Below are 13308 nucleotides of genomic sequence, written 5' to 3' on the forward strand. Positions count from 1 at the left end.
GGTGACTTTTCTAGAAGGGAACTGTTGGACTTCAGGCTGGGGGCATCCTTTTCAAACCATCCAACGTATGCCCTCAGATGTGCCCCCAATGTAGCAATCTACCGGAAGTGAATGGAACTCCATGGTTTGTGGAAAGGCAGAAATGATCAGCTAAACAGCCTGCCCGACAACGCCTAAAGACTCTCAGGGTCGCCAAAAAACATTTTGACTAGGCTCTAGGGCGGTGTTTTCAGGTCGATAAATCTTTTATTTGCCCCCAGTTTTGCCCCCATTCGCAAATCATGCACGGGCGATCGAGATTGGGGATCCTGACTGCGTTCCGGTGTGGCCATTGATGGAATTCAGTGTAATGCCATAGATGGATTTGGTGGCGCAGCTCGGGTGCACGCTTATAACCATTTCCGGTACGCGTCGGAAAATTCGTATCGCTGGGCTAGACAAGGGCCCTCGCCTAAAAGGCGAGAACTCTATTGGACATCAGGCCGAGCGGCTTTGACAGGGTTTCAAAGGTATCGTAAAGAGCCTAGGGACCATCAAGGGCGCTGAACAATTGTGCACAACGATCATCCAATTTGTCGTATCTGCTAACTTGGTAGTGCTCGAATTCCACAATGTCTGCAAGCCTGGACTCCAAATCTACGTAGGCACGGGGGTGATGTTCAAAGATATCAGGCAGGTCGAAATCACTGAACACTTCATGCGTGTGCCTGTGGACCGAGGCGAGGCAGTCATAAATGCCATCGACGTGGATGAATCGAGGATGTCGGACAAGAAGATGGAAGCCTTGATGTAAAAACTGTTCGTTATGGGCCGTTGCCTCGCGCTCGGGTGCTGTGAACTCTCGAGCCCAGCGATAGGTCAGCCGCTTGAGCGTGGCATCGATAGACGGGGTCTGTATGAGTGCTGCAACGTTGCAAAGTGATAAAAAAAGTTTGAGGTTGCAAGGCTCTATATACGGCGATATCAAGGGAATAATCCTGTCATCCAGCAGGCTGGAGAGCGATGCGATTCGGCCGTTCTCCAAAAGCTCGATGAGCAGTGTGTCGTGGTTGGCGTCCAGTTCGTTGTAGAATTTTTGTGAGTTGCCCCTAAGTACCAGTGCATGGAGGTACTGGATACGGTACTCAGTGCCATAAGGGGTGGAGAGACTTTTGCCATGCCAATTGATTTCCACGTCGAAGTCATTTGCAGCGGCGAGTGCGGCCCTGAGTCTCGAGCGAGCGTTCGAGGACGGACGGGAGCGCGAGCTTTCCTGTGCGACATAGTGACCGTCTGACGTAAACCCGACGACGGGTTGGAATTCGCTAACAAATGAAGAAGGATCGCGCTCAGGGTCAAGCAGCGGTATCAACTCGACGAGTTGTGTCTGCGATAAATCTGTGATGATAAAATCTTGGGGCAAGGCTTTTTCGAGGGTATCTTCCTGAACCATTTTCATGATTGTGGAGGCGGCCAGTCCTTGGGATTTATTGCTGAGGGGGCGATGACTCGGTGGATGCAGGTTATGGGTGCTGGAGGCCGGCTTGCGACTGCAGAGCTCTGGAAGGAGACCTCCCAGAAAGGAGTGATCGGAACACGCATCGCCCAAGAGGTGGCGAAGGTGGGACTCCGTGGCACTGCCGCCGCCCCGCGCTACAACGAGTTGTTTGGTGGCATGGATTCTCAACCATTCGCAGGTCGTAGCCTTTAGTAAGGCTTCGATGATGTCGATTTTGCCATGTTTGCGTAATGACTGGATTGTAGCCAGTTGAAGTAAGGGGAGGTGGATGGCATTTTCCACTGCGGCAAGATCATATGACGCGGTCCTGTCGTCACGTGAAAGGCTGTTATACAACCACTCGGCAGCGGTCGCGCCTGACGTCGCGTTTTCTGAAAACCATATGTCCTTGATTTCGCGGTCTACGAGGCTCCCCACGAGCTCAATAAAGGTTATTCGTCCCAAGGAATGCCACTGGAGAAATAGTCTGGCGTTATGTTCGATGTGGAAGCTCAGAATAAGGTAGCTGGACAGACTGACACTGTGGTCGACAAGTGGAAGTGCAGTTGTCAGCAGAGTGGTTTGGATCAGCGAGAGTACGGTGTCGTACGGCAACTCGCCCGCCGCTGCTATCGCTGCCCTGCGCACCTTCCATGGTTGAGCGTTATCAAGTGCTAGCTTGACGAGTAAAGCAGATGCCCATTCGTCTTTACTGCGTCTGGCCAATATGCAACGCCACACCATGAACGCGGCATCCTGGTGCTGGTCATGGTCCAGGTCGCCTGTGTTCTTGGCACCGGAAGCAACTATGGCCCTGGCCAGATAAAGTGCCGTGGTGGTGTCCTGTTCCTTGCGATAGGCCTGGATCATGGGGGCGAGGACGGTGCTGTCCCTTCGGTATTGCAATCGCATCGCGGCGAGCCGACGAACTTCTCTGTGGGGGCTTGCCAATGCCATGGCCAAGAGCGCTGAAGCGTCGGGTGTATCGAGTTCGCTCAGTTTGAGCAATGGGCCCAGTGTCAGTGCTATGGGTACGGTGCCTGGGTTCGCTTCGAAGAATTTGCGCAATAAAGCGATACCACCCTTGAATGGGCTAAAGCTACAGGTCATTAGGCTGTAGAGCTCCCATTGGTCGTCCGTGTTTTCTTGGCCGGGCAGCGCTGCGAGTGCGTACAAGGTTTCTTCGAGGTCGACACCCAAAAGGGCGAGTGCTGTCATGGCCCAACGGCGCTCTCCAATCGAGATTAACGGGTTTAGAACGACGCTTTCATAGTCGCCTCGCTCACACAACGAGGGCATCAGCGCTGGGATAACGGCATGGAAGGCCGCCATTGGTAGCTGGTTGACAATCGACGCGTGACAGAGCGCAGGGGTGTTTCTGTCGGCAAACAGAGAGATCACGCGAATGGCATTGGCGTGCAACCCCGGATCAATGGAGGGCTGCCTCAGGATTTCAATGCTGTGGCGTTTCAAGGCAACTCTGAGTGGACGAAGAGTGTCGACGAGCGGACCTAACAACGCCGATTTTGAAATCAACATGGCCTGCGTGGAAACGGACGGCAAGGCCGCGATGAGAGCTTTGGCGTCCTCCAGTGTAGCTATTTTCAGATGAAGGGGGCTTACATGCTCATCGCATGTTGCGGCTCTTAATTCTTCTGCATGGACTTGGAAAACGCGGCTGAGTGTATCAACGCGTTTGTCCTGCGAAAAAATGCCTAGCAGTGATCGTTGTGTCTCAAAAGATTGGGCGTCGAAGAGGCAGAGGGTCGCTTCTGAAAGTACGAATTTGAACTTTCTGATGCCACTCGACAGTGTGGAAAACGCGGATTTTCTTTTTACCTCATCCGTGGTCGCATCAACGATCAGCGCTATCAGTTCTTCAACTTTTCCAGGGTCGATCTGCATGATGGCTTCGGTAATCGCACTGTCAAACTGGTAATCGAGCTGTCGATGTTTGATCCGCTCTTTCAGCACAGCGATCAGCGCGTTGGCATCGTTGTAATCCAGCGCACGCAAGAGGTCAGGTAATATGAAACAGTGCTCAATGGCCTTGTCGGCCTGTGCAAAGGTAGTGATGACTTCCTCTGCGCTGATGAGTTTTCGGCGCAATACAAAGCTTGCCAGTTCGTTCCAGTTCAGCCCTTTAAGAAAAGCCTGTTTGGCACGAGCTTGGGCCGTTGCGGTGAGGTTGGCTTTATCAAGGTGAAATATCTCTGCGCTGACGACTCCGCACGACCCGTACCAAGTGGCGAGTGTTTGGTGTGCGCAGCGGCGGGTATCAACGGGGATATTCTCTTCAAGTCCCGCCCTGACGACCTCATGCATTTCCAATAGACCGTCACCCCGGGTACGCAACAGGCCAAGCTCAAGCATTTCTGATATGGCGAGCGCCACAGGCTCCTTGGGGAAAATCTCTTTGGCGTCGGAACGGTCGAATGGGAGGGCGAAACATATCAGTCTTTCTGCGGCAGGGCGGGCGCTACTACTGATATTTGCGAATCTAATCCGCTCTGCCGTGGGCAGAATATCTTCTGGTTCTTGTGCGGCGAGCATTTGCATTTCGTCGAGCGTCGAGGCGCGTGCAAGTGTATCCGCAAGCGTTGCGAACAAACCGGATTCTCGACCTGCGGTGATGCGCCTAAAGATCCTATACAGCGGCCAGGACTGGGAGTTAGCGTGATATCGGCTTACCAGCTTGGAGAATTCCTCATACGTAAAACCGCGCAGGTTTAGCGTGGCAACCTGTGCGCTTTTCCGTTCGAAGTTGCTCAGTAGCAGGGGGCTTTCTTGGGAAAAAAATATTATTGAAACAGCACCCGGTTGTAGCGCCTTGATGAATGAACTGAGCTCACGCTTGAACAACGGGCCGCACGTACCGTCGACAATGTCGATCAAGAACAACATTCTGGCGCTGGACTCGCTTAATGCTGCCGCTAACTGTGAGATACGTTCTTGTTCTGTCTCGCCCGCTCGGGTGACAATCGTGAAGGGTTTTCGAATACCTATCCTACGCAGGTGAAAGGAAATGCCCGCTAGCACGGACCTCAGGGAAGTATCCTGCCTGACTTCAACGTAATAGATCTCGCTGCCTGGCTCACGTTTTCGGGCAAGATGATAGGTTTCGGTAGCCAGGTAGGTTTTTCCAGAGCCCGAGACACCGATCACTTCCGTGAGAGGCTTGGACATCAGCGGGCGGGTGATGTCCACGCGAGCTATGTGATAGCGGGGCAGGGCTGGGGGCGTGCAGATGGGGCTCATGTGCGGCCATACACAACGCACTTCTGCTTCGAAATCATCCCTTGAGAAACATTGCCCAGGCTTTTTCGAGATCTCATTGATAAAGGATCGAAGGTTGAAATAGAGCGTGCTGTTGACGACCTCGGCAGAAAGGGCCAGCTCGGTGGAGAGTTTATCCTTTACGCGAGCATTGACCTCCTGTTCTGATCCGTACCCACATCGCAGGGTGATTCTTTCTAGCACATGCGGCATTGAGCTTGCGTATCTTGAGAGTTTCTCCGCGTGGATGTTGACGAGACTCTGCGATGCGCCTTGTTGGGTTGCGATTGAGGAGATTTTTTTATCCAGCCAATCAAACGGGATGTCTGAGTTGTGTCTTGTTGTCCACTCTTTCAGCAGCTTGTGATTGGGCTTGGGTAGGTGTTCGACCGGTAAGCCATCCTCTTCAAGGCTTTGCCGAGTGATCAACAAGACCATGAGCCAGTATGACGCCGGGCACTCCGTAGGCGCTTGCGCTCCCGCATCGATAAGCTGTTTGAGTTCTAAGGTGCTTTCATCACCCAGCACCCATATTTGCCTGGACTTCCCGTCAAGCAATTTAACTACGGCGGGGCTCATCAAGTGTCTGGCGGCTTCATGCAAAGTCCAAGGGGACGGGGTGAGTTCGCCATTTACGTTCTCCGTCGGCTTTTTGATCTGAACGAACGTAACGCCTTCGGCAGCTCTGGACGTATAGAGGTCCAGGTCGTCCAGCCCCTCAGGTCTTACTCGACCCTCAGGGTGTTTTCTGAAATGCTCCAGCAACAGTTCCAGGATAACCGCAGCCTGGTAATCAAACCCTTTGATTGCACTAATGCCGCCTGACATGAATGTCTCCTGAATGACGTCTGTCGCCCAAATTTGCGCCACGCTCGTTTTCCATTCCCAGCTTATGAAAGTTGCTTATGAGCAGTTATCACTAGCTCTCAGGGCTGCCGAACAACATTTCTGCTTGGCTATTACGATGGGTTCAGCTCGAAAAAAACGAGTTTTCCCCCCATTTTTTGCCCTCATTCTCACCGGGTGTGGGAGCGATCGCGAATGACGTTTTCTGACGGAGACCAGGGTGGATTGGGATGGTTTTCAGTTTACCTCCATCTCAGATTTGAGTATTTGGCATCGATCGTCGGTTGGTGAAGGTAGAGAGAGTGGCGGGTATGACCGCCAATTTTCAGGGTACACCTGAGATGATGTTCACTGATAGCATGTGGCCACTGAATGATCAGCGCTGATTGTCACATTCAATTTGGTGAATGCAATGTCCGATGCTACAGGGAAGTACTTAGACGTCTATCAAAGCTGGCAGCAACACCTCTTCAACTTCAACCTGGCAGTCAGGGAAACCAATATGCCAGGCTTGCGTAAGCCTCAGCTTGCCGCCCTATACGCTTCACTGGGCCACCTAGTGATGTCTCCGGCCACGACCGCAACGATCGTGATGCCAACGGGTACCGGCAAGACCGATACCATGCTGGGTTTGCTTATCGCAGGGCGGTTGGCAAGGACATTGGTGCTCGTCCCGTCAGATGCCTTGCGCTCCCAGCTTGTCGAAAAATGCCTCGGGCTGAAAAAACTTCGAGAGATCGGTGCTGTTTCTGCCACAGCGCTTAACCCTGTGGTGAGGGCGATCGGCTCAGGAATGTCGGCTGAAGATGTGCAACAGCTTGCCGAAGCAAATGTAATTGTCGCTACCCCGCAAGCATTGCAGCGATTCGACACAGAGTCCCTCCAAGCCTTGGCTGAAATCTGCAGCCACCTGATCATTGATGAAACCCATCATGTGGCCGCCATGACATGGGGGCGGGTAAAAACCGCGTTCAAAGAGAAGGCATGCCTGCAGTTCACTGCTACGCCTTTCAGGGAGGACAATCAGCCTCTTGACGGCAAGATTATCTACAACTACCCGTTGAAGGATGCGCAGATCGATGGTTACTTCAAGTCGATCGAATTTCACCCCGTCCGCGAATACAACCTCGAGTTGGCTGACCAAGTGGTTGCTGATAAAGCGGTAGAGTTGTTGCGAGGCGATCGAGAGCAAGGCTTTAACCACCTACTGATGGTACGCTCCCGATCGCAAAAGCGGGCTGAAGCTCTGTTTGAACTCTACAAAAAACATGAAGACCTCTCACCCATTCTTATCCACAGCAAGGTGCCGAATCGGGTCAAGCTGCTGGGTGAAATTGTCGAGAAGAAATACAAAATCATCGTTTGCGTGGACATGCTTGGCGAAGGCTTCGACCTGCCAGAGCTGAAGATTGCGGCTATTCACGACCAGCATCGCAGTCCGGCAGTCACGCTACAGTTTATCGGTCGGCTAACGCGGGTTGATGACACGCTAGGCGACGCCAAATTCGTCTCGAACATTGCCAACCAGAAAGTCGATTACCAGATGGCAGTGCTTTACAAGGAAAGTGCCGACTGGAGCGCCGTGATTCGAGACGTGAGTCAAGACAAGATCGCCCGCGAAATCGAAAAAGAGATGTTCACTGAACAGTTCCCGGATGATGCCGACTCCGAGGACATCTTCGGGTTGAGCCCCAACCCCAAGATCAGTGCGATCGCCTACCATGTGGAGCGCGACCAGTGGCGGCCAGAGAAAGCGAATAACTTCTCGCAGAAGAAAGAACCGCTGCAGTTCCTTTCCATCAACGACGATTCAGACACCATCATCATGGTGACGCGACGAGAATCTCCCGTCGGATGGGCTCAGACATCAGCGATCGTTGATACCAACTGGATTCTCTACCTGGCGTACTACCACGCGCCCGACAAGACGCTATTCATTCACTCCTCCGGTGATGAATCGCAAGCGACGCGTTTTTTGAATTTGATTGCAAAGGATGCCAGGCGAATCAACGGCGAGCCTACGTTCCGAACCCTGCACGACATCAAGCTCATGAAGCTGCAGAACGTGGGGCTGTCCAGGACACGCAAGGATCTGAGATTCACGATGCACGTCGGGCGGGACATCAATACCGTCATCAGTGAAATCGAGAACGGCACGGCGAAAAAGTCCAACATCTTCGCAACGGGCTATGAAGATGGACAGCGCACCACCGTTGGCTGCTCTCACAAAGGGAAGATCTGGGAGATGAACTCTTCCAGTATCATTTACTGGATTGAGTGGTGCAAACGTGCCTCACAGAAACTCAACGATGCCTCGATAAACCCTTCTGAAGTGCTCAAGGATGTGATTCGCTCGGAGAAGATCGAAGGGGCCTGGCCAACGGGACTTTTCTATGCTGATTGGCCGGAGTCCATTGCGATCGAAAACGAGCAGAAAATTTCGATAGCGTTCAACGGTGAGATTTTCAACCTGCTTGATGTCGAGCTTGGCAAACCTCAGCGGACCGACGATCTGACACTAGAAGTGCCCGTCATCGCCATAGCAGCAGATGGCACGGAGCGTCAGCTTCCTGGCATCACAATACGGTTACTGAACGACAGCTACAAAGTGTCCTGCCCGGGGGTGAAGATTATTTTCGCTGAAGAGAGCTCGTTTGAGCAGTACTTGGATGCGAACCCTTTGGTATTGCTAGCCGTGGACGGTTCGATGGTCGAGGGCAATTACCGGTTCTACACACCCAATAGCTTGGACTTGAAGCTTCCTATAGCACTGATTGAGGCTTGGGACTGGGGGACCACCCAGATCCACAGCGAGTCCATGAAGGCAACTCGTAACATGGACACCGTCCAAGGGTTCACCTACAGCCGAATCGAGGACGACTATGCATTCATTTTCAACGATGATGGCGCAGGTGAGATTGCGGATTTGGTGGCAATCAAAGAGAGCAAGGACGCAATCTTTGTCGACCTTTACCACTGCAAGTATTGCCCCCAAAAAGATGGCGAGGCTCGACCTGGAGCTCGTGTGAGCGATGTCTATGAGGTCTGCGGCCAGGCATCACGATCAGTAAAGTGGCTGCACACCGAGGAAAAACTCTTTAATCGATTAATGGGTCGGTACCAGCAATCGCTGCCGAAAGGGTTCGACAGAATCCTCAAGGGTGACCCAATAGATTTGGAGCTGCTTCGCAACAAGTGTCACGATCATGAGATGATTTTCAGATTTGTAATCGTGCAGCCCGCCATTTCAGCAGCGAAAATCTCCGCTGATCAGCTTACTGTCCTCGGTACAAGTTATTCCTACATCAAGAGTGTGTCTGGTTCGGATGTCCGGGTCATTACCAGCGCGTAAAATAAAATTTATAACGCGTTTCAGTGGAGGTGAGCGTGGGAAAGGAATGGAAAAGTTACGTGCACTTGAATGCGGCGACGGGTCAGAGAGAGTCTACCTATACATATATGGGTAGAAAATGCGTTAAGTTTGTTTTGGATTCTCACCTTTGCAAGCAAATGCTTGCTTATGCGGCGATAGAGAGAGATCTCACCGCTGCGATAGTGTGGCTAAAGAAAATAAGTGACATAAAATTGCCTAGTGCGAATGATGCACTCCATGTTGATAGTTCAGCCATGGTTGATAGGGAGATAGTGAAGGCTTTATTTGTGGCTGCAATTTCTTTTTATGGGAAGTGTTTTACTGTTGGTGACGGTAGATCAGTAAAGCTTGAGCGCATCATGCTTCCTGAGGAATTACGAGAGACGCATGACACTGCAATGACTTACAGGCATGACTACGTATCGCATAGTGGATCTCGCGGCATTGAAAGCGGTCGGGCTTATTTTGTCAGACAAAAAAACATCGAACGAGGTAAGCCTTTCGGGTATGGCATAAAGGTCGAAATGTTTCAACCTGACTTGGTGTGGTTTAGAGAGGGTGATAGTAATTTGTGGATTGAGCTTTTTGAAGGCGCTAGATCGGTCGCTGAAAAGAAACTTAATTTATTGCAGGAAAAAATTTATGTGGAGGAAATTGAGTCCAAATCTGATGAATTGTTCGGTTTAGGGTTTGAAGCTTTTGATAGCAATTCAAGGCCAGATTAGCTGCTCATGCTTGACTTTTTTTGGGGGGCGGCTGAAGTTCGTCGCTTAGCTGGTTTTTTTTGGTGTCAAGTTTTATTGTATCCTTATGTTGGGATGAGATTTTAAAGTCAGCTTGTGGCTCCGCGACACTTTCAGAGTTTCTGAGCAAAATAGGACATTCTTCTGATGGTAAGCGGGGAATGAATAGTCCGGCAATTCGGGGCGTTCAGCGATTCGGTCCTTGACCGGACGCGGAGCGATGTCGGTTTTTTGCGTGGTATTTTATGTTCAAAGTTTGATGATCAATAATCTTAAAGGAAGGTATTAGATGGCTCTCGAACCGAAGGATCTATTCGATCACGCAATGCGAAGGGCAGATCATTTTCTCGATCTTTACGACTTGGTTCACAATTCCCGGCAGCGAAGTATACGAAGCGATTGGAAAGCAAATTTTATCTCATTGATGCGCTGGCCAAAAAATGAAAAAATAGTCCGCATTGATGGTAAGGATAAAAAAAGCTTACTTGTTCTCAGAGAGTCAGCCGGGCTTTCGCGGGAAAGCTTTACACATGACTATGCATCTGAATTATTGCGCGGAGCTATTTCGGCAACAGTCTCTGCGTTAGATCGCTATATGCACGAGATTGTTGCAAAGTACTTCCTGAAAATCCTCAACTTGCCGTTGGAGTCTCAGTCGAAAGAATTTCGCTCTATCTCTCTTCCTGTAAATGCTGTGAAGAGAGCTACCGACAAGCTTAGATCTGATGCAGCCGCTCGGCCTGGGAATATTATCAAGGAAGAGGTTAGAAAAATTTTGCATCGTGACTTCACATTTCAAACGGCTTCCAATATTCAGAAAGCCGCTACCATTCTTGGTATAAAGGATTTTTGGCGCAAGGTTACCGTAGCTATGAATAACGGAAGCCAAAAAGATATCACTGATAAATTGAATGGCATAGCTCGCCGACGAAACCAAATCGTGCATGAAGCAGATCTTATTATCCAGTCGCGAGGTCGGGAGGTTAAAATGCGTGACATATCAAAACAACAAGCCTTAGACGCCGTTGTGTTTATGAAGGATCTAGTAATTGGGTTTGATAAAGTGATTCAGGCAGAAATGGCCTGATGCAGTTATCTAGGGGGAACTGCTAGGTTTTCTCCGATCTGTCCATCGTACTTAGTTTTGGAGATTATATCGAAGGATTAGGCCCAGACCTAGGCTAAAAAGTAATGCTGCCGCTATCTCCAGCGAACGGTATTTCGGCGGTTACGCTATGATAGTCCTTGCCCCGAGTTAGGGCTTGGCTGCAAGGATCAACGTCAGATGAGCGTCCCCAAATACGATCTTCACCTCTTGGGTTGGCATAGCTTTCAGCAGTTATGTATGGCTGTAGCTTCTACGGTATTGGGGCAGTCGGTCGAGACGTTCCTAGAGGGAAATGATGGAGGTCGCGACGGTGGGTTCAAGGGGACGTGGTCTCCTCAGCCAAATGAGTTGTATGAAGGCGCGTTCGTCTTCCAGTGTAAGTTCACATCGCGCCGTGATCATAATCTGACGCTTTCAGATGTAGCTGGTGAGCGTGAAAAAGTGCTCAGACTCGTCGCCAAGGGGCAGTGTGATGTCTATGTTCTGATGACGAACGGAGACTGGACTGGGCAGAGCCATCTCAAGATCAAGCAGGCGTTTGAAGATGCTGGGGTCAAGCACGTTCTGCTGCTGGGTTCCACATGGATCTGCGAGAAGATCCAGCTAAATAGTAACCTGCGCATGAATGTACCTCGGCTCTATGGTCTGGGTGACCTCAGTCAGATCTTGGATGAGAGACGGTACAAGCAGACGAAGGCGCTGCTGACAGAGCTTCCTGAGCTTTCAAAGCTTGTGGTGACTGGCACGTATCGCAAAGCACTCCAGGCCCTCCAGCAGCATGGTTTTGTTCTCTTGGTTGGAGAGCCCGCCGCAGGAAAGACGACGATTGCCTCACTTATGGCCATGTGTGCGATGGATAAGTGGGGAAGTATGGTATTGAAGCTGGAAAAGCCCGAGCAAATTCGAGATCACTGGAATACGGACGAAGCATCGCAGTTCATCTGGATTGATGACGCCTTTGGAGCGATGCAGTACGAAGCCGACCTAGTGATGGAATGGAATCGGATACTCCCGGCGCTTTCGACGATGATCCGAGCGGGCCATCGTGTAGTCCTGACTAGCCGTGATTACATCTACAACAGCGCACGGCGTGACCTCAAGAGAACGGCATTTCCTTTGATCGAGGAAAGCCAGGTGGTCATTGACGTGAAAGAGCTGACCCCACGAGAAAAGTCAGAAATCCTCTACAACCATGTGAAGCTTGGCAACCAACCGCAGCGGGTTCGGACAGCTTTAAAGGAGTTTCTTCCTGCGGTGGCAGCTCACAGTCGGTTCGTTCCTGAGACAGCTCGGCGGTTGGGCAGTATTGAATTCACCAGGGCCCTCAAGATCGACCAGAGAAGTATCGATGAGTTTGTCGCCAAGCAGGAGCGATGGCTCGTTGAGACAATGCATGGCATGGATGACGAAAGTCAGGCCGCATTGGCTTTGCTTTACATGAAGCACGGAGCGATCGAAAGCCCGGTCAACCTCTCAGGGGATGAGATGAAGACAATTGAAAGGTTAGGTGGTAACCAAGCCGGTTGCATCCGTGCGCTTGAGAGTCTCCGGGGAAGCTTTGTACAAGTAGCAGATACTGCTGAAGGACGCTATTGGCGGTACAAGCACCCAACGATTGGCGATGCGTTTGCTTTGATTCTCGCCCAGAGTCCTGATCACCTGCAGATTTTTGTAGATGGCACACCCATTGAGCGCTTGATGGAACTTGTGACGTGCGGCGATGCGGGCATCCAGAATGCTACGATTTTGCCGTCGAGCATGTTCGCAGTGATCGCAACACGATGCTATCAGTACGTCACTTGTGGGGCCGAAGTGGTGCGCATGAGGCGGGGCAGATTGTACTCTTTTCTGCTGCGCAGGACTGACGCCGTATTTCTGGCCATGTACTCGAAAACTGATGGTGAACTGGCCTCCAGCCTGGTTCGTGATTTTGCGAGAAACCTATTCACGATGTCGTCTGACCTTGCACTGCGCTTGCTTCGACAAGGCCTTTTTGAGGAATCAGCAAGGGGTGCGATCTCGACCAAAATTCACGGCTTTGTGTTCGATGAGGATGACCTAGGGTACATCTACGATCAGGACATGCATGAGTTCTTTAGTGACCAGGAGCGGGAAGACTTCTACAGCGATGTACAGAAGCATGTCTTGCCTGACCTAGACAGGATTCGCCAGTCTCAGCAGGAAATGTATAGCTATGAGGACGATCCTGATTACCACCTTTCTGATTTTATTGATCAGCTAGAGGGAATACGTGCGGCTTTCCCTGAATGGCCCAGGGTGGAGGATGTGGTCGAAACTCAAAGGCGCCGAGTCGACGAGTGGGTGAGCGAAGTATCACAAGAGCGGGGAGAAGAGCCTGCAGTTGGCCGAAGCGATCTGATGCGGCCATCTGCACAGGAGGGCGGCCGAAACATCTTTGACGATGTCGATCTCTAGACCAGGTAAACGAGGGTATATCGATGCCCGATCAAGCTTTTGACTAACG

The 13308-nt window shown here is 51.2% G+C and carries 5 protein-coding genes; 4 read left to right on the plus strand and 1 reads right to left on the minus strand.

The window, feature by feature from the left end; translation table 11 throughout:
- Window positions 1-523: 523 nt before the first annotated feature.
- Window positions 524-5581, minus strand: a complete 5058-nt coding sequence (locus ACU680_RS05755; RefSeq protein WP_448178890.1) for an ATP-binding protein — start codon at window positions 5579-5581, stop codon at window positions 524-526.
- A gap of 430 nt (window positions 5582-6011) precedes the next feature.
- Here ACU680_RS05755 and ACU680_RS05760 point away from each other — a divergent pair, with 430 nt between their 5' ends.
- The 4 genes from ACU680_RS05760 (at window position 6012) to ACU680_RS05775 (ending at window position 13259) form a co-directional block, all read left to right on the plus strand.
- Window positions 6012-8951 (plus strand): DEAD/DEAH box helicase, encoded by a 2940-nt coding sequence (locus ACU680_RS05760; RefSeq protein WP_448178891.1) that lies wholly within the window; start codon window positions 6012-6014, stop codon window positions 8949-8951.
- A 35-nt stretch (window positions 8952-8986) separates the two neighbouring features.
- On the plus strand, window positions 8987-9697 hold the full coding sequence (locus tag ACU680_RS05765; protein WP_448178892.1) for a hypothetical protein: 711 nt from the start codon (window positions 8987-8989) through the stop codon (window positions 9695-9697).
- Window positions 9698-10004: 307 nt separating this feature from the next.
- The gene (locus tag ACU680_RS05770) at window positions 10005-10802 is read left to right on the plus strand and encodes a HEPN domain-containing protein (RefSeq protein ID WP_448178893.1); all 798 of its coding nucleotides are present in this window, start codon (window positions 10005-10007) and stop codon (window positions 10800-10802) included.
- A gap of 198 nt (window positions 10803-11000) precedes the next feature.
- Window positions 11001-13259, plus strand: coding sequence for an nSTAND3 domain-containing NTPase (locus ACU680_RS05775; protein ID WP_448178894.1), 2259 nt, complete (start codon window positions 11001-11003; stop codon window positions 13257-13259).
- Window positions 13260-13308 lie beyond the last annotated feature (49 nt).

This window comes from Pseudomonas sp. LF020 (assembly GCF_053456425.1).

Bases quoted from the DNA above. Each gene is read 5' to 3' on its own strand.
- ACU680_RS05775 (WP_448178894.1), top strand. From the start codon at position 11,001: ATGAGCGTCCCCAAATACGATCTTCACCTCTTGGGTTGGCATAGCTTT.
- ACU680_RS05760 (WP_448178891.1), top strand. From the start codon at position 6,012: ATGTCCGATGCTACAGGGAAGTACTTAGACGTCTATCAAAGCTGGCAG.
- ACU680_RS05770 (WP_448178893.1), top strand. From the start codon at position 10,005: ATGGCTCTCGAACCGAAGGATCTATTCGATCACGCAATGCGAAGGGCA.
- ACU680_RS05755 (WP_448178890.1), bottom strand. From the start codon at position 5,581: ATGTCAGGCGGCATTAGTGCAATCAAAGGGTTTGATTACCAGGCTGCG.